The organism is Pseudomonas sp. PDM03 (genome assembly GCF_014852385.1).
Lineage (GTDB): Bacteria > Pseudomonadota > Gammaproteobacteria > Pseudomonadales > Pseudomonadaceae > Aquipseudomonas > Aquipseudomonas migulae.
The window spans coordinates 91,540-114,387 of sequence record NZ_JACVBM010000015.1; the positions used below are offsets into that span (position 1 = coordinate 91,540).

Here is a 22,848-nt window from a genome sequence, read left to right on the forward strand (position 1 = left end):
ACATCCAACATTGATGTCGTCTGACACACCGCCATCGCCAGCAAGCCGGCTCCTACAGGGGGTTGTGCGTTTCTGTCTTAGTGGGCGTGGCAGTCGTTGATCGCGGCGCGTTCCTTGCCGCCGAGGATGTTGAATAGCAGGTTCAGCGCCAAGGCACTCAACGTTGCCATGGCGATGCCGCTGTGGGTGATCGGGCTCATCCACAACGGCAGATGGGCGAAGAACTCCGGACGTACCACCGGGATCAGGCCCATGCCGATGCTCACCGCCACCAGCAATTGGTTGCGACGGTCACCGATGTCGGCTTCCTGGAGAATCTTGATCCCGGTGGCGGCGACCATGCCGAACATCGCAATCGCCGCACCGCCAAGCACGGCGGGCGGAATCGAGGCGACCAGGAACGCGGCTTTCGGCAGCAGGCTCAACACGATCAGCAACCCGCCGGCAACGATGGTCACCGAGCGGCAGCGCACGCCGGTCATCTGCACCAGGCCGATGTTCTGCGCGAAAGAGGAATGGGTGAAGGTGTTGAAGAAACCGGCGAAGAACGACGCACCGGCATCGCACAGCAAGCCGCGACGCAGCATCCGTGGGCAGACTTCCTGGCCGGTGATTTTGCCCAGCGCGAGGAACATCCCGGTGGACTCGACGAAGATGATCACCACCACCAGACACATCGAAAGAATCGGCGCGAGTTCAAACTTCGGCATGCCGAAGTGCAGCGGGGTGACGAATTGCAGCCAAGGCGCCTGGGCCATGCCGCTGAGGTCGACCATGCCGATCAACCCGCAGATCACGTAACCGAGGCACATGCCGATCAGCACGGAAATGTTGACCCAGAAACCGCGCATGAAACGATGGACCAACAGAATGGTGGCCAGCACCAGTGCGGCGATGGCCAGGTAAATCGGTGAACCGAATTGAGCGGCGCCGGCACCACCGCCCGCCCAATTGACGGCGACGGGGAACAGCGACAAACCGATCGAGGTGATGACCGTGCCGGTCACCAGCGGCGGGAAGAACCGAACGACTTTGGACATGAACGGGGCGATGAGCATGCCGAAGAACCCGGCGGCGATGGTCGCGCCGAAGATTCCTTGCAGGCCGATACCGGGCATGCCGGCCATGGCGACCATGCTGCCGACGGCGGCGAAGCTGGCGCCCATCATCACTGGCATGCGAATGCCCATCGGGCCGATGCCCAGCGACTGGACGATGGTGGCGATGCCGGCCACCAGCAGGTCGGCGTTGATCAGGAAGGCGATTTCTTCACGACTCAGGCCCGCGGCCTGTCCGATGATCAGCGGCACCGCGATGGCTCCGCCGTACATCAGCAAAACATGTTGCAGACCGACCAGGATCAGTTGCAAAAGGGGCAAACGCTGAATGGCGGGTGCGTCGGGGATGCGCGCTTGGGATAGCTCGGACATGCAACACCTCGGATCTTTTTTATTCTTGTGATTTTGTGCATCAGGGTGACCGCGTTGCGGCCGATCGCCGGCAAGCCGGCTCCTACAAAAAACCTGTAGGAGCCAGCTTGCTGGCGAAGCTTTTCAACGGTTAATTGGTTGGAGCTCCCTGAACAATCCACGCGCCAATCAGGTCACGTTCCTGCTGGGTCATCTGGGTGATGTTGCCCAGTGGCATGATCTGGCTGGTGACGGCTTGAGCCTGGATGCGCGCCGCGTTCTGGCGGATCTGCTCGGGGGTATCGAACATCACGCCGGCCGGTGCTGCGCTGAACAACGGGCTGGTCGGCTTGGCCGAATGGCATACCGCGCAACGTTCCTGGATCACGCTGTGCACTTTGTCGAAACCCGGGCCGGCGTTTGCCGCCTGGACCGGTGCTTCAGCCGGTTTCGCGGCGGCAGGTTTGGCACCACCACCGAGGGCGGTTTCCGGCAGCGGCTGGTACTCGATGGTGCCAGGTGCCTTGGCCACTTCAGGTGCGCTTGGCATCTGCGCCGGGCCAGTCACGTAAGCCAGGCAGATCATGCCCACGGCTGCGACGGGCAGGGTCCAGGCAAACTTGTGGCTGTCATGACGGGTGTTGAAGTAGTGACGCACCAACACCGCCAGCACCGCGATCCCGGCCAGGATCAGCCAGTTGTATTGGCTGCCATAAGTGCTCGGGAAGTGGTTGCTGATCATGATGAACAGCACCGGCAAGGTGAAGTAGTTGTTGTGACGTGAACGCAGCAGGCCTTTGGCCGGCAGTGCCGGATCCGGCGTGCGGTTCTCGGCAATCGCCGCTACCAGTGCGCGCTGCGCCGGCATGATGATGCGGAACACGTTGCCGACCATGATGGTGCCGATGATCGCGCCGACGTGCAGGTACGCACCACGACCGCTGAACACTTTGCTGAAGCCGTAGGCCGCGCCGATGATCAGCACGAACAGGATGAAGCCGAGCAGGGCAGGGCGTTTGCCCAGGGCCGAGTCGCAGAGGAAGGAGTAGACGAACCAGCCAACGAACAAAGAAGCGATGCCCAGGGCAACACCTTCAGGGCCGGTCAGGCTGCTGCCCGGTGCCAGCAGGTACAGCGTCGGGTTGGAGTAGAACACCACGCACAGCAGCGCGATCCCCGACATCCAGGTGAAGTAGGCTTCCCATTTGAACCAGTGCAGGTTGTCCGGCATGGTCGGTGGGGCCAGTTTGTATTTTTCCAGGTGATAGATACCGCCGCCGTGGATCGCCCACAAATCGCCGGCCAGACCACTTTTCGGGTTGACCCGATTGAGGTTGTTTTCCAGCCAGACGAAATAGAACGACGCACCGATCCAGGCCACGCCAGTAATCATGTGAACCCAGCGCACGCTCAGGTTCAGCCATTCCAACAGATGTGCTTCCACAGTCTTTACCTCTCGCCTGTCACTCTGTTGTCGAGTGATCAGACCTTCTCTTATTGGTGGGGGGCGAGGATCAAACGCTCATCCTCTTTGAAAAAATGCTCATCGCAGTTATTGCCTGTGCCACTGCGATCAACCACCAGGAAGTCATCCCGCTTTTCGATCGTCAGCACCGGGTGGTGCCAGACGCCGCGATGGTAATTAATGCCCTGCCTGCCGTTGGTGACGAAGGCGCGGACCAAGCCTGATACAGGTTCATCGCCAAGTGGCGCGACCACGATCAGAAAGGGGTTGCCGAGAAGCGGAATGAAAGCCTGGCTGCCCAGCGGGTGACGCTCCAGCATGCTGACGGTCAGCGGCATGTCCTGCGCGTCGGCGCGGAAAATGCTGATGATCGCCTTGTCTTCTGGCGTGGCGGTTTCCACCGTCGCCAGTTTATGAAAGCGCATGGTCGAACCGTTGTTGATCATGAAGTGATCGCTGCCGTCGGTTTCGATCACGTCACCGAAAGGGGCGAAGGCTTCTTTGGTCAGCGGTTCAATCGTCAGTGTGCGCATGCTGGTCTTCTTATCCGAATTCAATGTTGTTAGATCTATCGCCATCGCGAGCAGGCTCGCTCCCACATTTGGAATGCATTCCCCTGTGGGAGCCAGCCTGCTGGCGATTGGGTTCAGCGCTTATTTAGCGACCTTGCCCAGGACGCGCAGGCGGCTCACGCCGCCATCCGGGAACACGTTCAGGCGGATGTGGGTGATCGGGCCGAGTGCCTTGATCTGCTCGGCGAAGGTGTGTTCGGCGTGCATTTCCAGTTTCTGCGCCGGCAGCAGTTCGCGCCAGAACAGCGATTGGGTTTCGATCTGGCTGTCGGTGCCGCCCTTCACAAAGGCGCCCTGGATCGAGCAGGTGTCCGGGTAGTTGCCCTTGAAGTGCAGGGTGTCGACGACGACTTTTTCGATCTCGCCGGCATGTCCCAGCGCGACGATGACCCAGTCATTGCCCGGCGTGCGACGACGTGCGGTTTCCCAGCCGTCGCCCATGTTGATGCCGCGGCCCGGGTTGAGGATGTTGCTCATGCGGCCAAAGTGTTCGTCGGAGCAGGCGAGGGCGCGGCCACCGTTCAGGGCGGCGGCCAGGTCCACTTGTTCGTTGTCGCCGACAGCGGACCAGTCGCGGAACGGAATGCCGTAGACACGCAGACGGGCCACGCCGCCATCCGGGTAGATGTTGAAGCGCAGGTGGCTGAAGGCCTGGTCGTTGCTGATTTCGTGGTAGTGGTGGCTGTTGCCTTGCAGCTCGACGGCCGACAGCACTTCAGTCCACTGGGTGTTGTCGTCCGGCTCGCCTGACGCGAGGAAGCACGCTTCCAGCGAAGCCGACGGCGGGAAGTTGCCGGTGAAGAATGAAGTGTCGATGTCTACGCCTTTGATCGAACCCGGCACGCCCAGGCGGATGACCGCGCTGTCGTAGCCTTCGAAGCGTTTGCGACGCGATTCCCAGCCGTCCATCCACTTGCCGTTGTCATCGAACACGCCCTCCTTCCACACGGCCGGGGTCGGTTGGAACAGACGGTTGGCGTCTGCGAACCAGTCATCGGTGACCGAAATGATTTTGGTGCCCAGGCGGGCGTCGGCCAGGTTGACGAACTTCTCGAAAGGTACGGCGTAAGCTTTCATTCTTCTTGTCTGCCTTTAATAAGTTGGCTTGGGATGCTTGCAGTGCCCTGGGCGATGTTTGCGTCCAATGTCGCTCGGGCAAGGCTCGCTATAGGGTCAGTAATCGGAACAGGGCGATCTTGTTGATCTCCGCCAGCGCGCACTTGAACTCGGTTTCTGCCGGGTTGTGAATGCGCGTTTCGAACGCCGCGAGGATCTGATGCCGGTTGCTGCCTTTTACCGCCATGATGAAGGGAAACTTGAACTTGGCTTTGTAGGCGTCGTTCAGCTCGGTGAAGCGAGAAAACTCTTCGGCCGTGCATTGGTGAATACCGGCGCCAGCCTGTTCATTGGTGCTGGCTTCGGTCAACTGGCCCTGGACGGCGGCTTTGCCGGCCAGGTCCGGGTGAGCGTTGATCAGGGCCAGCTGGCTTTGGTGATCAGCGCTCAACAGGATGTCGCTCATGCGCTGGTGCAGGGTTTCGATCTCGTCGATCGAAGCGTCCTGGCCCAGGCCGAAGGCCTTCTCGGCCACCCATGGCGAATGTTCGTAGATGTCGGCGAAAGCGGCGACGAACGCGTCGCGGCTCAGGGTCGAGGGTTTCAGGGTTTGAAAGGTGCTCATTGGGCAGCCCCTTGGTACGGGTGGGTTTCGTGCCAGTGGCGAGCGATGTCGACGCGGCGGCTGAACCACACCTGTTCATGACTTTTAGCGTATTCGATAAAGCGCTTGAGCGAGGCCAGACGCGCCGGACGGCCGATCAGCCGGCAGTGCAGACCGATCGAGAGCATTTTCGGCGCTTCGGCACCTTCGGCGTAAAGCACATCGAAAGCGTCTTTCAGGTATTCAAAGAAATCGTCGCCCTTGTTGAACCCCTGGACCTGGGTGAAGCGCATGTCGTTGGTGTCCAGGGTGTACGGGATCACCAGGTGCGGCTTGCCGGTCGGGTTGTTCGGTTCCCAGTAGGGCAGGTCGTCGTCGTAGGTGTCGCAGTCGTAGAGAAAGCCGCCTTCTTCCATCACCAGCCGACGGGTGTTCGGGCCGGTGCGGCCGGTGTACCAGCCCAGTGGGCGTTCGCCGGTGATTTCGGTGAGGACGCGGATCGCTTCGAGCATGTGCTCGCGTTCCTGTGCTTCGTCCATGTACTGGTAGTCGATCCAGCGATAGCCGTGGCTGCAGATCTCGTGACCGGCATCGACCATCGCGCGGATCACGTCCGGGTGACGCTGGGCGGCCATGGCCACGGCGAAGATGGTCAGCGGAATGTCGAATTCCTTGAACAGTTTCAGAATCCGCCAGACGCCGGCGCGGCTGCCATACTCGTAAAGGGATTCCATGCTCATGTTGCGCGCGCCTTGCAGCGGCTGCGCCGAGACCATTTCCGAAAGAAAGGCTTCGGACTCTTTATCGCCGTGCAGGATGTTGCGCTCGCCGCCTTCTTCGTAATTGAGCACGAAAGACAGGGCGATGCGCGCATTGCCCGGCCAGTGTGGGTGAGGAGGGTTACTGCCGTAACCGATCAGGTCGCGTGGGTAGTCAGCGCTCACTGCAGTCTTCCTTCTTATTCGTGACTTATTCAAGGTCGGGGTTGTGAGGCGGCCTGGCGATGGGATGACAGGCTGGCGTCACAGCGATGGGCTGATTGTATACAACTTTATATCCACTTTGTAAGCCTGAATTTTCGCATTTTTCATCTACTGTCATCTTGGAGTGATACTGCAAGAAACCTGCCCAGTTGGTCAGCTAATGGATAGAAGGTCCGCTGCTCGTATGGTTTGGCGTCAGATTGACTGCGAATCCTTGAATGGCGGTGCTGGCTGCAAAAATGTCGTTTTTTATTGTGTACAATTTTTATGAAAAGTGTCTTAATCAGTCGCTCGCCGCAGCTTTTCGTGCTCCGAATCGGTGCGGTCTCCTTTTCAACTGACTTCGGGAGGCGCGAGGTCTGACTGCTCTACGCAGGCAGGCGCGCAGAATCAATGGGACGTTTGACTACACACGTTTTGGACGCTGCACACGGTTGCCCGGGCAGCTCGATCAAGGTCGAGTTGTACCGCGTTGAAGGCTCGCAGCTGGAATTGGTCGCCAGTGCAATCACCAACAGCGACGGCCGCGTCGATGCCCCGCTGCTGCAGGGCGATGACTACCGCACCGGGGTCTATCAGGTTCAGTTTCATGCGGGCGATTACTACCGCGCCCGTGGCGTTCAGCTGCCGGAGCCTGCGTTCCTGGATGTGGTGGTGCTGCGGTTCGGCATCTCTGCGGAACAGGATCACTACCATGTGCCGCTGCTGATTTCGCCTTATAGCTATTCCACGTACCGCGGCAGCTGATCCCCCAAGCAGCTGTCGCCTCCGAGAAGCGACTGCGCATATAGCTTCTTTGGTCTTTCGCCCGCTCACACTGCGGGCTTTTTTTCGCCTTCAGGAATGTGGTGCCTGTTCTGACGCCATCGCCGGCAAGCCGGCTCCTACAAGGATTTGCGCAGTCCCTGTAGGAGCCGGCTTGCCGGCGATGCTTTTAGCGGCTCAACAGCGACGCTGCGCCAGCGCCGCTAAACAACCCGGCACTCACGCGGTTAAACCAGCTCTGCCCCTTGCCACTGCGCAGATACCGCGCCGCACCATGGGCACCTAACCCGTAAGCCAATTTGCACAGCAGATCCAACACCGTCCACGTAGCAATCATCACCAGCAACTGCGGCAGGAACGGTTGCCCGGCGCTCAAGAACTGCGGCAGGAACGCGGCGAAGAACAGGATGTCTTTCGGATTGCTCGCACCCAGCACAAATGCGCGCCCGAACAGGGCACGGAAACGTGGCACCGGCGCTGCCTGGGGCACTTCAGCGCCGACCGATCGCTGGCGCGATTGCTGCCAGCTCTGCCAGGCGAGGTAGAACAGGTACAGCGCTCCGACGATTTTCAATGCGCTGAACAGCTGTTCCGAGGCCAGCAACAACGCCCCCAATCCCAACGCGGAAGCGCTGAGCAGGCAGATCGACGCAATCACGCCACCCAAAAACGCCGGGTAAGAACGACGCAAGCCGTAATTCAGACTGTTGCTGATCATCAGCAAAGACAGTGGCCCCGGGATCAGGATCACCACCAGCGCAGCGCCGCTGAACAGCAGCCAGGTTTCCAGACTCATCACTTTCCTCCATTTGCACAAAAGCCTCACCCGACGGGGTGAGGCTGTTTTCAAGCGAGTACCTGTGTTTACAAGAAGATGAACTTGGCGATGAAGATCGCGCAGAGCACCCACAGGCTCACGGAAATTTCCTTGTATTTACCGGTGCCGGCTTTCAACGCCACATAGGTGATGAAGCCCAGCGCAATACCGTCGGCGACCGAGAAGGTCAGCGGCATCATGATCGCGGTAACGATCGCCGGAATGCTGTCGGTCGCTTCGTCCCATTCGATGTGCGCCATGCCGCCCATCATCAGCATCGCCACGTAAATCAGCGCGCCGGCTGTTGCATAAGCGGGGATCATGCCAGCCAGCGGTGCGAAAAACATGGCTGCAATAAATAGCACACCTACGGTCACCGCGGTAAGACCAGTCCGACCACCAGCGGCTACACCCGCGGCACTTTCCACGTAGCTTGTTACCGGAGGAACACCCACCACGGCGCCGAATACGCTGGAGGCGCTGTCGGCTTTCATGGCGCGAGAGAGATTTTCGATGCGGCCGTCCGCGTTCACCAGGTTGGCGCGCTGGGCGACGCCCATCAACGTGCCGGCGGTGTCGAACATGTGCACGAAGAGGAAGGCCAGCACCACGCTGATCATGCTGACGTTGAATACGCCGGCAACGTTCATGGCCATCCAGGTCGGTGCCAGGCTTGGCGGCGCCGACATGATCCCTTCGTAATGCACCAGGCCCAGACCCCAACCGGCCAGCGTTACGGTGATGATGCTGATGAGAATCGCACCGAACACCTTGTGGTAGCTGAGCACGGCGATCATCAGGAAGCAGATCGCGGCGAGCAGCGGGCCGGGCTCACGCAGCGAGCCGAGCTTGATCAGCGTCGCCGGGCTATCGACGACGATGCCGGCGGTTTTCAAGCCGATCAGGCCGAGGAACAGACCTACGCCGGCGCCCATCGCAAAGCGCAGGCTCACCGGAATGCTGTTGAGCAGCCATTCGCGGATCTTGGAGAAGGTCAGGATCATGAACAACACACCGGACACGAACACTGCACCGAGTGCGGTTTCCCAGTTGTAGCCCATGGTGCCGACCACGGTGTAGGTGAAGAAGGCGTTGAGGCCCATGCCCGGCGCGAGGCCGACTGGCCAGTTGGCGTACAGGCCCATCAACAGGCAACCCAGTGCAGCCGCGATGCACGTTGCAACGAATGCCGCGCCGTGATCGATCCCGGCGTCGGCCATGATGTTGGGGTTGACGAAGATGATGTAAGCCATGGTGATGAAGGTTGTCAGACCGGCAATCAACTCGGTCTTCACCGTGGTGCCATGCAAGCTGAGTTTGAAGATGCGTTCCAGCCAGCCATTGCGTAATGGCGGCGAGAGTTCCAGCGTCGGGGCTTCGGATTTGCGGCTTTCCACAGCGAGTACTCCTCAAGAGTTTTATTGTTATTTCCAGGGCCGGACCCATGAGGGTGGCAGCGGCCCTTTGAGGCATTCGCGAATTTGTTGACCGCTTGGTCAGGAACTCGCACGCAGTGGATTATGCTTTTGTATACAAATAATGCAAATAATGTTTTTGATTTTGTAGACGAAAAGTTTGGCAATAGGGATATATCGCCTGTAAGGGCCTCATCGCCAGCAGGCTGGCTCCCACAGGTTTTGTGTACACCACAGATCACTGTGGGAGCCAGCCTGCTGGCGATGGGGGCAGAACAGTCAATCAACAACAGTCTGACTTTTCCCAAGCGCCAGATTCACCGCCAACCACCCATTCACCGCCGTCTCCCCAGCCTCGGCAAACACCCGCTCCAGCAGTTTCACCTGCTCACGCCGCAACGACTGCTCAAACCGCGCCCCTTCCACGGTCAGTTCCAGCAGCCGTTTACGCTTGTCGGTCTCGGACGCAACGCTGTCCACCAGGTGCATTTCCACCAACTGGCGCAGCGGAATGTTCAGTGCCTGCTTGCTCACACCGAGCAATGCCAGCAACTCCTTGACGCTCAGGTTCGGATAGCGGGCGATGAAAAACACGATGCGTTGATGCACCCGGCTCAAGCCGCGACGCTCGAGCATTTCGTCGGCCTTGGCGGTGAACGCCTGGTAGCCGAAGAAAAACGCCTCCATGGCCTGTTGCTGGGAGGCGGGATTTTTAAGGTCAAGCATGTTGACGTATCCGTTCGGGTTGTCGTAATTTCGGTCAACCAGTTTGACTCATTTTCCTCAGGCCTCGCTACCGGTGACCCCCATGGCTTTTTCCGAACGTGTCTCGCGCCTTAAAAGTTCTTTGATTCGTGAAATTCTCGCCGCCGCCCAGCGCCCGCAAGTGATGTCGTTCGCCGGTGGCTTGCCGGCCGAAGTCATGCTGCCGACCGTCGAATGGGCCGACATGCCACTGTCCATCGGCCAATACGGCATGAGCGAAGGGGAGCCGGCGTTGCGCGAAGCCTTGGCCGCCGAGGCGCGAGCGTTGGGCGTGCCCTGTGAGGCGAGTCAGGTATTGGTGGTCAGCGGCTCGCAGCAAACCCTCGATCTGGCGGCCAAGCTCTACATCGACAAAGGCACCGAAATCCTGCTCGAAGCGCCGACGTATTTGGCGGCGTTGCAGATCTTTCAACTGTTTGGCGCCGACTGCATCACCGTGCCGCTGGAGGCCGATGGCCCGAATCTGCTTGAGCTGCGCACGCGTCTGGAAAAACACCAGCCTGCGTTCATCTACTTGATCCCGACATTCCAGAACCCGTCGGCGGTGCGCTACAGCGAGGCCAAGCGCGATGCGGTCGCCGCGTTGCTGGATGAGTTTGGCGTCACCCTGATCGAAGACGAGCCGTATCGCGAGCTGACGTTTGATGGCGGCAGTGCCAGGCCAATCGTCAGTCGCTTGAAAAAGACCAGCTGGATCTACACCGGCACCGTGTCGAAAACGTTGTTGCCGGGGCTGCGAGTCGGCTACCTGATTGTCAGTCCGGACCTGTTTCCGCATTTGCTGAAACTCAAGCAGTCCGCCGATCTGCACACCAACCGCGTCGGCCAGTGGCAAGCGCTGCAATGGATCGGCACCGAGAAATTCCAGCAGCACCTGAGTGAGTTGCGGGACTTTTACCGGGGGCGTCGGGATGCGTTTCAGTCGGCATTGGAAACGCATTTTTCTGATTTGGCAGAGTGGAACGTGCCGCAGGGCGGGCTGTTTTTCTGGTTGACGCTGAAACAACCGCTGGACACGCGCACGTTGCTCAAGCCTGCACTGGCGGCGGATGTGGCGTTCATGCCGGGTGAGCCGTTTTTTCCAGAGCCGGACAATCACCCGGGGCATTTACGGCTGAACTTCAGCCACATCGATCCGGCGCGGCTGGATGAAGGGTTGAAGCGATTGGCGGCGGTGGTGCGACAGGCGCAGGCGGCGGAAGCGGCCTGATCGCAGCGATAAAAAAACCGGCTCATGGGCCGGTTTTTTTGGGGCTGGGTTTTGTGGTGTCTGGACGGGCCTCATCGCCAGCAAGCCGGCTCCTACAAATAGGCGGTGTACACAAGATTTGTGAACGCCGCGCCCCTGTAGGAGCCGGCTTGCTGGCGATGGCGTCCGTCAGAACACCGCCAAAACTCAGACCGCCGCGAATCGCTTGTCCAGATAATCAATGATCACCTTGGACTCATACATCCAGGTGGTCTGGCCATTCTCTTCAATGCGCAGGCACGGGACCTTGATCTTGCCGCCTTGCTCCAGCAGAGCCTGACGATCCTGCTCGTTGTTCTTCGCATCACGCAACGCCACAGGCACGTTCAGGCGGCGCAGGGTGCGGCGGGTTTTCACGCAGAACGGGCAGGCGTGGAACTGATACAGCGTCAGGTCCTTGGCAGCCGCTTCAACCTGAGCCTGGGCGGCGGCAGGGCGCTGCTTTTTGCCGGGACGGGTAATGAAGTCGATGAAGATGATCAGTTGGCCGAGGCCGACACGAAGCGCTTTAACGAACACGGTACAAGCCTCACGGGGCGAAAGAAGTCGCGCAGCTTACCTGATTTTTCGCAGACGAAAAAAAACCGGCGATGAATGCCGGTTTTCTTCGTTGCTGCGAATTACTTGATCAGGCTGAGAAACTCGCTGCGAGTGGCAGCGTTTTCGCGGAACTCACCGAGCATCACCGAGGTGATCATCGTCGAATTCTGCTTTTCCACACCACGCATCATCATGCACATGTGCTTGGCCTCGATCACCACCGCAACGCCCAGGGCGCCGGTGACTTGCTGGACCGCATCGGCGATCTGGCGGCTGAGGTTTTCCTGGATCTGCAGGCGGCGGGCGTACATATCGACGATCCGCGCGACTTTCGACAGGCCCAGCACTTTGCCGCTCGGGATGTAGGCGACGTGCGCCTTGCCGATGAACGGCAGCAGGTGGTGTTCGCACAACGAGTAGAGCTCGATGTCTTTCACCAGCACCATTTCGCTGTTGTCGGAGCTGAACAAGGCACCGTTGGTGACTTCTTCCAGTGTCTGTTCATAACCGCGGCAGAGGTACTGCATGGCTTTGGCGGCACGTTTTGGCGTGTCGAGCAGGCCCTCGCGGGAGACGTCCTCGCCCAATTGGCCGAGAATCGCGGTGTAATTCTGTTCCAGTGTCACAGGGGCTGATTCCATAAGGGTTTCAGAGGGGTACTGTTTCTGTCTGTACCAATGTTGTACCAATCGAGCTCGTTTCAAACGGCCCGTTCACTCTGGTCGATGCCGGAGTTGATTCGTCGGGCGTGGTCGATAGCAACATCTGAACGCTACGACCGAGCTGATTGGCAATAAAACGCAGGGTTCATCCCCGACATGGGGCACATGGTAGCGTATGTGTGACGGCAGTTGTATTGCCAGCGGGCGCGAAGCCCAAAATCGGTCGTTGCGGCCTGCAAGTGTTTGTCGGTCGCGCAGGCCTGCCGGATTTTATCCGCCTCCCGCTACAGCCTGTCGCCAGGCTGCAGCAGTGATGTTCCTCTGAAACCTGTTTTGCTCATCAGGCCGAGCAGGTCTATCAGGCGTGAGTGATCGACAGATCGCTGATGATGCAGACGGAGCCGTCTAGCGGGTCGGTGGTGTCGGAGTAATCGATCTGGTTGTACACGCCGCCGTGAAAGGCAAGCGTTTTCGTGTCCCAAGTGTTGTCGAGGCGCATGATCGCGGAAGTGGATTTGACGCCGTTACAGCTGGCCGATACAGAAACGGCGCCGCTCGAGTTGGCGTGAATGTTTATTTTGAAAAGTGCACCGAGCGGTACGTTTTCCAACACCGTCGAGTTGACCGGATCGTCCTGGAGGTAGCTTGACCGGAACCCCATGGTGATTTTTCCTTTGTTCCAGAACACCTTCACCGGAGGTCGTTCTGAACCCTTCACATGAATTTGGCCAATCACGACTTTCTGCAGCGAGTTGACTTTGGTCAGTCGCATTTCCTGGCGGTTCCAGTGGTCCGATGCGCTGGAGAACAGCCAGTAACCTGGCTCCTTCCACTCACAGCGAGTTCGTAGCGTGCTCTTGCTGGACGCTCCAAGCGTCGGCGCCGTCATCTGCAGCGAACCATCTTCAAGCATTGAGATGACGTCGGGGCATTCGAGCAGTGCGCGCCAGCCGATGAGTTCAAGCGCAATCGGATTGGTGTCGGAGATTGGAAGAGGGGTAGCGATGGTGAAGTTGCTGATGTCTACAGTCATGGTTTTTACCTCAGTCCATTGATGTCGCTTTTTGCTCTGGTGAGCCTTGCGTTTGATGCAGGCCTACATCCCACTGCCCACTCAATGAATGGGCAGAAGTGATAGTTGGCAGCTTCCGATAGATTTCCCTTTGGCTTGAATACGAATATAGGCGTTCCCATATTTTGTGTAAATGGGTATTCCCATATTTTATTCTGTGCCTGTATTTCAGGTGCAAAAAAAAGCCCGCGCTTGGCGGGCTCCTCTTGGATGTGCGTCGATTTGCTGTATTGCACGTCATGACACTGGACGCTCACGAATCACCGCAACTCGGTTCACCGCGAATACATTGCCCACCAAAAGACATGACCCAGGATCGCAATCTGCTGCTCCTGGACCTCGGCGAAGGTGTAGTCCTCGTCCGGATGCTCGTCACGGTTGAAGCTGCGTAGCCGGATCCCGCTGGGCAGTCGGTAGACTTGTTTCACGCGGAGCTGGCCGTTGTGGTTGATCGCGTACATGTCGCCGTCGACGGTGTCGCCCAGCGAATTATTGCCAATGTTCATGCCGACGGTGGCGCCGTCGCGCAGTACCGGGAACATGCTGTTCCCGCTCACCCGCACGCACCTGGCATTGTTGAACTGCACGTTATTGTGACGCAGGTCTTTCTTGAAGAAACGCAGCCTGGCGCTGTCGTTTTCTGTGATCACGAAACGGCCTGAACCCGCCGCCAGCTCAACTTCACGCAGGAAGGGGACATAAACCTCATCGTCATCCAGGGGGGTGCTGTCGTCCCAAGGCTGGATGTCTGACATTGAAATGTCTGGAGGGGGGGAGACCCCTTTAAGCATGTCACCGACACCTTCAGCCAGCCACATCGGTGAAACGCCACACACTGAAGCGATCTGGGCAACAAAGGCTGTCGCTTTCGATTTCCCGCGCTCGAGGTCGGAGATTGAGGTTTGAGTCAGCCCCGCGCGGTCGGCAAGCTCGGTCTGATTGAGCTTGGCGTGTTGGCGGGCTGTTTTGAGTCTTTCTTTAAATTCCATCTGCGAAGTATTACGGGAGCTCCCATATCATTGCAAGTCGGTGTACCTGTACTGATTGGTCAGCCAGTAGCCAGATCGGTGTGGCGGATACGACGCTGCAAGCGTGGCGCAACGACTTTACTCGTCGCGACCTTCCATCATGGTGCGTTTGAGCATCACATAAACCGCTCCGGCACCACCATGTTTCGCCTGGCACGAGGTGAAGCCAAGTACCTGTGAATGCTGGCGCAGCCAGGTGTTGACGTGGCTTTTGATCATCGGCCGCTTGCCGTCCAGGCGCACGGCTTTGCCGTGGGTGACACGCACGCAGCGGATTTCGAATTTGGTTGCTTCCGCCAGGAACGCCCAGAGGGTTTCCCGGGCCTTTTCCACACTCATGCCGTGCAGGTCGAGGCTGCCTTCGAAGGGGATTTGCCCGATCTTGAGCTTGCGCATCTGGCTTTCCTGCACACCGTCGCGGGCCCACATCAGCTCGTCTTCCGGGCCGACGTCGATCACGAACTGATCGGACAGGCCGTCAACGGTGGTGGCATCGGTGCGCACGGTGGCGGCTTGACGCAGCTTGGCGATCTGCGCGCGGTCAGCCTTGGGTTTGCCGGTTTCGGCGCGATCGTGCTTGATCGGCTTGACGCCTTGGATCGCGCTTTTGAACAGGGAAAAATCGTTGTCTTGCATATCAGCCTCCGCGAAGGGCGGCCAGTTTACCCAAGTCGAGACACGACCGATAACAATTGGGGCCCGGTAAACGTCAGGCCGTCAATTCAGTCGTGTTTTTTCATCAGATGCGGGGACATGTTCAGCTCTTGCGACTGGCGCGCACGGCGACGGCAACGCCGCCACAGCCAAACGCCCAGGTAGAGCAGGAACAGACCGACCGCCAGAATGATTGCCGAGCCCAGCGGGCTGGCATTCAACTCGCCGAGTGCCGGCGGGTGGCCCAGCAGGCTGGCGGCGCCGGCCATCGCCAGCAACACACCGCACGTTGCCAGCAAGGCAGCAAAGGCTGCGCCGAATCGAAAACGCCAGTTGCTTTGGCCTTTGGGCCGCAAGCGGCGTGCGTCAAAACCATCGGATAACTTCATTCCGACCTTCCTCAATGGGTATCGGCCCTTCGACCGGGAGTTGACCGGGATGTTCCTGAGGCTATGACATTTACAGCGAACGAGAGGCTTTTGCGGATGAGCGGCGGCATGAACCGCTCATCAAGCGTCGATCAGATCAGATCAGATCGTGAGTCAGGGCGAGGGTGGCGAAGTTGTCCGCCATGATCGCCATTTCGGTCTGTTGAACGTGGTCGGCGCTCAACACGCCACCCTTGTAGGGCAAGTCGCGCGTTGCACAGGCGTCTTCAACGAGGGTGCAGCGAAAGCCCAGGTTTTTCGCGGCGCGCACGGTGGTGCTGACGCTGGAGTGACTCATGAAGCCGCACACGATCAGGTCCAGGGAGCCGAGATTTTGCAGGCGGTCCAGCAGTTCGGTGCCGTGAAACGCACTCGGCAGCAACTTGCCGATGATGGTTTCGTCGCTCTGTGGTTCGAGGCCCGGGATGAATTCACCGCGCTCGCCTTGCGGATCGAACAGCCCGCCGACGGTGCCGAGGTGGCGCACATGCACGATAGGACGGCCGGCTGCGCGGGCAGCGCTCACCAGCTGCTTGATGTTCGCGACGGCAGCATCCATGCCGACCAGGGCCAGGGGGCCGCTGAGGTATTCTTTCTGGGCATCGATGATGACAAGGGTCGCATGGCTCAGATTGGCGGCGGCATAACCGCGACCGCTGAGTTGAAACATCGTTTTTGGAACGGACATTCTGGGGCTCCTTGGAGTGGGGCTTTTGCGACATTGTCCTCTGGCTGAGCGCTTCTGTGAATCGCTACCATCGTAGGCGCCGTCGTTACTGGCCTGCAGCCTTGTCAATATCCTCGTTTTGTTCAATAGCCAACGATAAAAATGGATATGTCCTACATCTGAGCCGGTATTTTTCCTGCGTCGTCGTAACGCGTTTTGGCTGTTAGAATCGCCAGTCGTTTTTTCTGGAGTTTACCCCGTGATCACTTCCCGACTTCGTACCCTGCGTGACCATATCCGTTGGGCCGTCAGCCGCTTCCATGGGGAGGATCTTTTTTTCGGCCATGGGACCGACAACGCCTGGGACGAAGCCCGTCAACTGGTGTTGGGTGCCTTGCACTTGCCGTGGGAAATTGCTGACAGCTACCTCGACTGCAATCTGGAAGACGATGAGCTGGTCAAGCTGCAGCGTTTGCTCAAGCGGCGCATCGAAGAACGCATTCCGACCGCTTACCTGTTGGGTGAAGCATGGTTCTGCGGCATGTCGTTCATCGTCGATGAGCGTGTATTGATTCCGCGTTCGCCGATCGGTGAGCTGATTGAAAAGGGTTTCGCACCGTGGCTGGGCGCCGCGCCTGCGCGGATTCTTGACCTGTGCACTGGCTCTGGTTGCATCGGTATTGCCTGCGCCTATGAGTTCCAGAACGCCGAAGTCGTGCTGGCGGATCTGTCGTTTGAAGCGCTGGAAGTGGCCAACCAGAACATCGAGCGCCATGGTGTCGATGAGCGGGTTTACACCGTGCAGGGCGATGGTTTCGATGGCTTGCCGGGTCAGCGTTTCGACCTGATCGTGTCGAACCCGCCTTACGTCGATGCGGAAGATTTCGCCGACATGCCGCAGGAATATCAGCATGAACCCGAGCTGGGCCTGGCCTGTGGCGACGATGGCTTGAACCTGGTACGGCGGATGCTCGCCGAAGCAGCGGATCATCTGACCGAGAAGGGTTTGCTGATTGTCGAAGTGGGCAACAGCCAGGTTCACGTTGACGCGTTGTACCCGGAAGTCGACTTTGCCTGGCTCGATTTCGAGCGCGGCGGGCATGGCGTGTTCATGTTGACGGCGCAGCAGTGCCGGGAGCATCAGGCGTTGTTCGCTTCCCGCGTCTGACCTGAGGACGCCTTCGCGGGCAAGCCTCGCTCCTACAGGTTATCGGTGATCCCTTGTAGGAGCGAGGCTTGCCCGCGAATGGCTGCACCTCCGATTAACGGTGTGTGGCAATCCAGATCAACAACCCCGCCTGAAACACCGCAAACGCCACCAGGCACGTAATGGTGAACCGCAGCCCCGCGTCTTCGCGTTTGTATTTGCTGACCTTTTCTTCGTGTTTCTTCAGCTTCACTTCCTGTTCGGCCAGGTTCTGCTCGGCCTGCTGCAGCATCTGCGCCGCTTCGAGAATTTCCACCTGTTGCAGCTTCTCGGTGTTCCAGTCGGCCAACAGGTCGCCGACCTGCACCTCTTTGACGCTGCCCTTCAAATGCTGGGCGTCGGCATACGCCACCTCAAAACCATGCGCCTTCAAAAAGCGATCACGGCGCAGGCGCGTGTCTTCGTTCAACGCGTCCTTGTTGTTCAGGTCGGTGCCGTCGACGGTGTAGCCGGGCCAGCGCTTTTTCGCCCAGGTAATGCCCTGGGCTGCCATGTAGCGGCCGATGCCACGGTTCATCGGTTCGATCTGCAAACCGCTTTCCGGCCCGAAATGCACACGTTTTGTGGTGTGGTCGACCCACACGTCGAGGTGGTTCTGTTCCTTGCGCACGCGCTGGCCGGGCAGGGAAATGGTCATGCGCAACAGACTGTGTTTCTTGTCGTTGCGTTCGGCATAACCGAATTCGACAAAGCGCAGTGGCCGCCCGCCGGTGTTGCGGTCGGTCTGCAACGGCGCCAGGCGGAGCATCTTGTGGTGCTCGACGTGGACGTCCGCCCACGGCAGCTCGACCGCTGGCGGTGCGTCTTTTTCAGCGGTGGTGTCGGGTGAAGTCGGGGTATCAGTCATAACGGCGAGATCCTGTCCAAGCTCAGCTTGTCGCCAGTCATAACGCTGGCGACAAAGGCTTATCGGCCGTTTTTTTCAGGACTGGAGGGAAAAAACGCTTAAAAAAGCGCTCAACTGGAGCGAAGTCCGTCAATAAACCCGAGGATCCGCGTGCCCAGTTCGGCTGCCAGCGGCAATTGCGGATCTTTGTAGGAGGCCAATTGCCGTTTGACGTCGTTGGGCACGATGCGCATGACGTGGTTCATGCCCTCGATCAACGCCAGTTCGGCGTCCGGTTTGGCGGCCTGCAACAACCTGGCGTCGCCGACACCGACCTGGATGTCGTTGCTGCCCTGAATGATCAGCGCCGGCATTTTCAGTTTGGCGAATGCGGCGGCGGGGTCCTGGCGGAACAGTGAGATCAGGTACGGCTGCACGCTCGGACGGAATATCACCTGAAGTTGCGGCGGCACGTTGTCATCGGTGCGGCCGGCCTTGAGGCTGTCGAGCAGTTCATTGCTGCGCAGCATCAACGGCGGTGGCAAGCGATTGCTCAGTTGCTGACGCAGCACCTGATCGATCGGCCGTGCGCTGCCGGACAGGGAAATCACCCCGGCGGCATCGACGCTCGGCGCCGCGAGGCTGGCGATCAACGCGCCTTCGCTGTGGCCCAGCAGAATCAACTGGCCAAAGCGCGGATCGCTTTTGAGCTTGTGGCCCCAGGCCTCGGCGTCGGCCACATAGGCTTCCACCGTCAGATTGCGTTCGTCCGGGGTCGCCGCGAGGCTCGCCGCCACGCCGCGTTTGTCGTAACGCACGCTGGCGATGTTGTGTTTGGCCAGCACCCAGGCGAGGCGCTTGAGGCTGTCGTTGCGTCCGCCGTCGGGGTTATTGCCGTCACGGTCTGTAGGCCCGGAGCCGGAAATGATCAGGACAACCGGTACGGGTTTGTCGGATTTTGGCAGCAACAACGAGCCGAAAAGCTCCCCGGTGCCGGTATCCAATGTGATCGGCCGTTGCAGGACGGTGGCCTGTACAAAGCCGGTAAACAAGGTAAGGCTCAAGGCTAAAACTCGCAGCATCATCACGCCATCATGAACAAGATGCCGGTTGGACTCGCAGGCACCCATAAGGTTCGAGGATGAACTAGTTGGGTAGCCTGCGTATACTGGCGCGCATTACGTATTCAGGTTCATTTCACGGAGCGTCCTGCATGTCCGGCAATACCTACGGCAAGCTGTTCACTGTCACCACCGCGGGCGAAAGCCATGGTCCGGCGTTGGTCGCCATTGTCGACGGCTGCCCGCCCGGGCTGGAAATTTCCCTGGAAGATTTGCAGCGCGACCTCGATCGCCGCAAACCCGGCACCAGCCGCCACACCACCCAACGCCAGGAAGCCGACGAAGTCGAAATCCTCTCCGGCATTTTCGAAGGCCGCACCACGGGTTGCTCTATCGGCCTGTTGATCCGCAACACCGACCAGAAGTCCAAGGACTACTCGGCGATCAAGGACCTGTTCCGCCCGGCCCACGCCGACTACACCTATCACCACAAGTACGGTGAGCGCGATTACCGCGGTGGCGGCCGCAGCTCGGCGCGGGAAACCGCCATGCGTGTGGCGGCTGGCGCGATTGCCAAGAAATACCTGGCCACCCAGGGCATCGTCATTCGCGGTTACATGAGCCAGCTCGGCCCGATCGAAATCCCGTTCAAGACCTGGGATTCAGTGGAAGAAAACGCGTTTTTCAGCCCTGATCCGGACAAGGTGCCAGAACTGGAAGCCTATATGGACCAGTTGCGCCGCGACCAGGATTCGGTTGGCGCTAAGATCACCGTCGTTGCCGAAGGCGTGATGCCAGGCCTCGGCGAACCGATCTTCGACCGTCTCGACGCCGAACTGGCCCACGCGCTGATGAGCATCAACGCGGTCAAAGGCGTGGAAATCGGCGCCGGTTTCGCCAGTGTTTCCCAGCGTGGCACTGAGCATCGCGATGAAATGACCCCGGAAGGATTCCTCAGCAATAACGCTGGCGGCATCCTCGGCGGCATTTCCTCCGGCCAGCCAATCGTTGCGCATTTGGCGTTGAAGCCAACATCGAGCATCACCACGCCGGGCCGTTCCATCGACATCAATGGCAACCCGGTGGAGGTCATCACCAAGGGCCGTCACGACCCGTGCGTCGGCATCCGTGCCACGCCGATTGCCGAAGCGATGATGGCCATCGTGCTGATGGATCACCTGTTGCGTCACCGCGGGCAAAATGCCGATGTGCGCGTGAGCACGCCGGTGCTGGGTCAGCTTTAATGGCTGACCTCTCAGTCGCTGCGGCCTGATGGTCGTGGCGGCGCTCCCGTACTGGCGGCTCTCCAGTTTCTATCTGTTCTATTTCGCCTTGCTCGGTTCGACAGCGCCGTTCCTGGCGCTGTACTTCGATCACCTGGGTTTTTCTGCCGCGCGCATCGGCGAGCTGGTGGCGATCCCGATGCTGATGCGTTGCGTCGCGCCGAACATCTGGGGCTGGCTCGGGGACTACACCGGCCAGCGCCTGGCCATCGTGCGCTTTGGCGCGGTCTGCACGCTGCTGACGTTCTCGCTGATTTTCGTCAGCAAAACCTACGCCTGGCTGGCGATGGTCATGGCGTTGCATGCGTTCTTCTGGCACGCGGTGTTGCCGCAGTTCGAAGTCATCACCCTGGCGCATCTGAAAGGGCAGACGTCCCGTTACAGCCAGATCCGCTTGTGGGGTTCCATCGGTTTCATCATCACCGTGGTCGCGCTCGGCCGCTTGTTCGAATGGCTCAGCCTCGACATCTACCCGGTGGCGTTGGTGCTGATCATGGCCGGGATCGTCGTCAGCAGCCTGTGGGTGCCGAACGCGCAACCGGTCCAGAGTGAAAGGCTGGCGGCTGACGGGTTTCTCAAGCAGTTGCGCAGCCCCGGTGTGCTGGCGTTTTACGCGTGCGTGGCGCTGATGCAGATGAGTCACGGCCCGTATTACACCTTTCTGACGTTGCACCTTGAGCGATTGGGTTACAGCCGTGGCTTGATCGGCCTGCTCTGGGCAGTTGGCGTGGTGGCCGAAGTGTTGATGTTTCTGGCCATGAGCAAGATCCTTGCGCGCTTCTCCGTGCGCCGGGTGCTGCTGGCGAGTTTTCTGCTGGCGGCGCTGCGCTGGTTGCTGCTCGGGTCGTTCGCTGAATTTTTATCGGTGCTGCTGTTTGCCCAGGTATTGCACGCGGCGACGTTCGGCAGCTTTCACGCCGCTGCCATCCAGTTCGTGCAACGTAGCTTCGGTGCGCGCCAGCAAGGGCAGGGCCAGGCGTTGTACGCAGCATTGGCCGGCACCGGCGGCGCACTGGGCGCGTTGTACTCCGGCTACAGCTGGAATGCCCTCGGGGCCTCGTTCACCTTTAGTATTGCCAGTCTGGCAGCCTTCGCGGCTGCCGTTATCATTGCCACACGTATGCAAGAGGACCGGCCATGAGCCTGACCCGTGAACACCTCGCCCAGGAAATCATCGACGCCGGGCGTTTTTTGTATGGCCGCGGCTGGTCGCCGGCCACCAGCAGCAACTATTCGACCCGGCTGTCGCCGAGCGAAGCCTTGCTGACCGTGTCCGGCAAGCACAAAGGCCAGTTGGGCATCGACGATGTGCTGGCCACTGATCTGTCGGGCAACAGCCTGGAACCAGGCAAGAAACCGTCCGCCGAAACCTTGTTGCACACCCAGCTCTATAGCTGGCGTGCGGAGATCGGCGCGGTGCTGCACACCCATTCGGTGAACGCCACGGTGCTGTCGCGCCTGACGCCGGAAGATTTCATCGAGTTCGAAGACTACGAGCTGCAAAAGGCGTTCAGCGGCATCTCGACCCACGAATCCCGGGTGCGTGTGCCGATTTTCGACAACGATCAGGACATTGCGCGCTTGGCCGCCAAGGTGCAGCCTTGGCTGGAAGCCCATCCCGATTGCGTCGGCTATCTGATTCGCGGTCACGGCCTCTACACCTGGGGCGCTCGCATGAGTGATGCGTTGCGGCAGATCGAGGCCTTTGAATTTTTGTTCGAGTGCGAGTTGAAGACGCGTTCGATCCTAAACCGTTAAGGAGTTGCCCTGATGAGCAGCCTGTCCGTCTACCATGTCTCAAGCCCTGACATTCCGAACAAGGTGCTGACCCATTTCGAAGACATCGCCTCGACCCTGGCCGAGCAGGGTGTGCGCTTCGACCGTTGGCAAGCGGCGGCGAAAATCCAGCCCGGCGCCAGTCAGGAAGAAGTGATTGCCGCGTACCAGGAGCAAATCGACAAGCTGATGACCGAACGCGGCTACATCACCGTCGATGTGGTCAGCCTGAACAGCGATCATCCGCAAAAAGCTGAATTGCGCGCCAAGTTCCTCGACGAGCACCGCCATGGCGAAGACGAAGTACGATTTTTCGTCGCCGGCCGTGGCTTGTTTACCCTGCACATCGACGATTATGTCTACGCCGTGCTCTGCGAGAAAAACGACCTGATCTCGGTACCGGCCGGCACGCCGCACTGGTTCGACATGGGCGAGCATCCGCATTTCGTCGCGATCCGACTGTTCAACAACCCGGAAGGCTGGGTGGCCAATTTCACCGGCGACGACATCGCCAGCCGCTTCCCGCGTCTTGAGGACTGAGTCG

At 59.5% G+C, this 22,848-nt stretch carries 25 protein-coding genes; 7 read left to right on the forward strand and 18 right to left on the reverse strand.

Annotated elements, in window-relative coordinates; genetic code table 11:
* Positions 1-77: 77 nt before the first annotated feature.
* The 6 genes from IB254_RS20155 to puuE all read right to left on the reverse strand — a co-directional run bounded on the left by IB254_RS20155 (position 78) and on the right by puuE (position 6,050).
* On the reverse strand, positions 78-1,430 hold the full coding sequence (locus IB254_RS20155; protein WP_008031456.1) for a nucleobase:cation symporter-2 family protein: 1,353 nt from the start codon (positions 1,428-1,430) through the stop codon (positions 78-80).
* A gap of 130 nt (positions 1,431-1,560) precedes the next feature.
* Complete coding sequence (locus IB254_RS20160; protein WP_008031457.1) at positions 1,561-2,853, reverse strand: urate hydroxylase PuuD; 1,293 nt, start codon at positions 2,851-2,853, stop codon at positions 1,561-1,563.
* A gap of 50 nt (positions 2,854-2,903) precedes the next feature.
* Positions 2,904-3,407, reverse strand: a complete 504-nt coding sequence (locus IB254_RS20165) for an ureidoglycolate lyase (RefSeq protein ID WP_007988150.1) — start codon at positions 3,405-3,407, stop codon at positions 2,904-2,906.
* Between the two features lie 120 nt (positions 3,408-3,527).
* Positions 3,528-4,523 (reverse strand): allantoicase, encoded by a 996-nt coding sequence (gene alc / locus IB254_RS20170; protein WP_008031459.1) that lies wholly within the window; start codon positions 4,521-4,523, stop codon positions 3,528-3,530.
* A gap of 88 nt (positions 4,524-4,611) precedes the next feature.
* The gene (uraD, locus tag IB254_RS20175; RefSeq protein WP_192419051.1) at positions 4,612-5,127 is read right to left on the reverse strand and encodes a 2-oxo-4-hydroxy-4-carboxy-5-ureidoimidazoline decarboxylase; all 516 of its coding nucleotides are present in this window, start codon (positions 5,125-5,127) and stop codon (positions 4,612-4,614) included.
* Complete coding sequence (gene puuE / locus IB254_RS20180) at positions 5,124-6,050, reverse strand: allantoinase PuuE (protein WP_008031461.1); 927 nt, start codon at positions 6,048-6,050, stop codon at positions 5,124-5,126. The genes uraD and puuE overlap by 4 nt, the downstream gene beginning before the upstream one ends.
* 432 nt (positions 6,051-6,482) lie before the next feature.
* On the opposite strand from puuE, the gene uraH reads away from it, so the two are divergent.
* Positions 6,483-6,836, forward strand: coding sequence for a hydroxyisourate hydrolase (gene uraH / locus IB254_RS20185; protein WP_008031462.1), 354 nt, complete (start codon positions 6,483-6,485; stop codon positions 6,834-6,836).
* Positions 6,837-7,023: 187 nt separating this feature from the next.
* Here uraH and IB254_RS20190 read toward each other — a convergent pair whose 3' ends face one another.
* The 3 genes from IB254_RS20190 to IB254_RS20200 form a co-directional block, all read right to left on the reverse strand.
* Positions 7,024-7,650: a LysE family translocator gene (locus IB254_RS20190; RefSeq protein WP_192419053.1), complete on the reverse strand. Its 627-nt coding sequence runs from the start codon at positions 7,648-7,650 to the stop codon at positions 7,024-7,026.
* A 68-nt stretch (positions 7,651-7,718) separates the two neighbouring features.
* A complete protein-coding gene (locus IB254_RS20195) occupies positions 7,719-9,068 on the reverse strand; it encodes an NCS2 family permease (RefSeq protein ID WP_017339770.1) in 1,350 nt (449 codons plus the stop codon).
* Between the two features lie 297 nt (positions 9,069-9,365).
* Entirely contained in the window at positions 9,366-9,812 is a 447-nt protein-coding gene (locus IB254_RS20200; RefSeq protein WP_192419055.1) for a MarR family winged helix-turn-helix transcriptional regulator, read from the reverse strand.
* An 82-nt stretch (positions 9,813-9,894) separates the two neighbouring features.
* Between IB254_RS20200 and IB254_RS20205 the strand changes: the two genes are divergently transcribed.
* The gene (locus tag IB254_RS20205) at positions 9,895-11,061 is read left to right on the forward strand and encodes a PLP-dependent aminotransferase family protein (protein ID WP_192419057.1); all 1,167 of its coding nucleotides are present in this window, start codon (positions 9,895-9,897) and stop codon (positions 11,059-11,061) included.
* Between the two features lie 186 nt (positions 11,062-11,247).
* Here IB254_RS20205 and IB254_RS20210 read toward each other — a convergent pair whose 3' ends face one another.
* The 7 genes from IB254_RS20210 to IB254_RS20240 form a co-directional block, all read right to left on the reverse strand.
* The gene (locus tag IB254_RS20210) at positions 11,248-11,619 is read right to left on the reverse strand and encodes a glutathione S-transferase N-terminal domain-containing protein (protein WP_018925194.1); all 372 of its coding nucleotides are present in this window, start codon (positions 11,617-11,619) and stop codon (positions 11,248-11,250) included.
* Positions 11,620-11,720: 101 nt separating this feature from the next.
* Positions 11,721-12,266, reverse strand: a complete 546-nt coding sequence (gene folE, locus IB254_RS20215; protein WP_032832746.1) for a GTP cyclohydrolase I FolE — start codon at positions 12,264-12,266, stop codon at positions 11,721-11,723.
* A gap of 394 nt (positions 12,267-12,660) precedes the next feature.
* Entirely contained in the window at positions 12,661-13,335 is a 675-nt protein-coding gene (locus tag IB254_RS20220; protein WP_192419059.1) for a polysaccharide lyase family 7 protein, read from the reverse strand.
* Positions 13,336-13,649: 314 nt separating this feature from the next.
* Positions 13,650-14,363 (reverse strand): XRE family transcriptional regulator, encoded by a 714-nt coding sequence (locus IB254_RS20225; RefSeq protein ID WP_192419061.1) that lies wholly within the window; start codon positions 14,361-14,363, stop codon positions 13,650-13,652.
* A gap of 117 nt (positions 14,364-14,480) precedes the next feature.
* Entirely contained in the window at positions 14,481-15,038 is a 558-nt protein-coding gene (locus IB254_RS20230) for a Smr/MutS family protein (protein ID WP_008031481.1), read from the reverse strand.
* Positions 15,039-15,124: 86 nt separating this feature from the next.
* Positions 15,125-15,445 (reverse strand): hypothetical protein, encoded by a 321-nt coding sequence (locus tag IB254_RS20235; RefSeq protein ID WP_008031483.1) that lies wholly within the window; start codon positions 15,443-15,445, stop codon positions 15,125-15,127.
* A gap of 136 nt (positions 15,446-15,581) precedes the next feature.
* Positions 15,582-16,172 carry a cysteine hydrolase family protein gene (locus IB254_RS20240; RefSeq protein ID WP_008031485.1) on the reverse strand — a complete coding sequence of 197 codons (591 nt, stop codon included), beginning with the start codon at positions 16,170-16,172 and terminating at the stop codon, positions 15,582-15,584.
* A gap of 238 nt (positions 16,173-16,410) precedes the next feature.
* On the opposite strand from IB254_RS20240, the gene prmB reads away from it, so the two are divergent.
* On the forward strand, positions 16,411-17,319 hold the full coding sequence (gene prmB, locus IB254_RS20245; protein WP_192227315.1) for a 50S ribosomal protein L3 N(5)-glutamine methyltransferase: 909 nt from the start codon (positions 16,411-16,413) through the stop codon (positions 17,317-17,319).
* A 94-nt stretch (positions 17,320-17,413) separates the two neighbouring features.
* Here the strand turns inward: prmB and IB254_RS20250 are convergent, their stop codons facing one another.
* Positions 17,414-18,205 (reverse strand): hypothetical protein, encoded by a 792-nt coding sequence (locus IB254_RS20250; protein ID WP_192419063.1) that lies wholly within the window; start codon positions 18,203-18,205, stop codon positions 17,414-17,416.
* A gap of 110 nt (positions 18,206-18,315) precedes the next feature.
* Positions 18,316-19,314 carry an alpha/beta hydrolase gene (locus IB254_RS20255; RefSeq protein ID WP_008042789.1) on the reverse strand — a complete coding sequence of 333 codons (999 nt, stop codon included), beginning with the start codon at positions 19,312-19,314 and terminating at the stop codon, positions 18,316-18,318.
* Positions 19,315-19,397: 83 nt separating this feature from the next.
* Here IB254_RS20255 and aroC point away from each other — a divergent pair, with 83 nt between their 5' ends.
* Genes aroC through IB254_RS20275 form a run of 4 tightly spaced genes read left to right on the forward strand, consistent with a single transcriptional unit; the run spans position 19,398 to position 22,844 of the window.
* Entirely contained in the window at positions 19,398-20,489 is a 1,092-nt protein-coding gene (gene aroC, locus IB254_RS20260) for a chorismate synthase (protein ID WP_008031492.1), read from the forward strand.
* Between the two features lie 28 nt (positions 20,490-20,517).
* On the forward strand, positions 20,518-21,669 hold the full coding sequence (locus IB254_RS20265; protein WP_192419065.1) for an MFS transporter: 1,152 nt from the start codon (positions 20,518-20,520) through the stop codon (positions 21,667-21,669).
* Positions 21,666-22,286 carry a methylthioribulose 1-phosphate dehydratase gene (locus tag IB254_RS20270; protein ID WP_008031496.1) on the forward strand — a complete coding sequence of 207 codons (621 nt, stop codon included), beginning with the start codon at positions 21,666-21,668 and terminating at the stop codon, positions 22,284-22,286. The genes IB254_RS20265 and IB254_RS20270 overlap by 4 nt, the downstream gene beginning before the upstream one ends.
* A gap of 12 nt (positions 22,287-22,298) precedes the next feature.
* Positions 22,299-22,844, forward strand: coding sequence for a 1,2-dihydroxy-3-keto-5-methylthiopentene dioxygenase (locus IB254_RS20275; protein ID WP_192419068.1), 546 nt, complete (start codon positions 22,299-22,301; stop codon positions 22,842-22,844).
* Positions 22,845-22,848 lie beyond the last annotated feature (4 nt).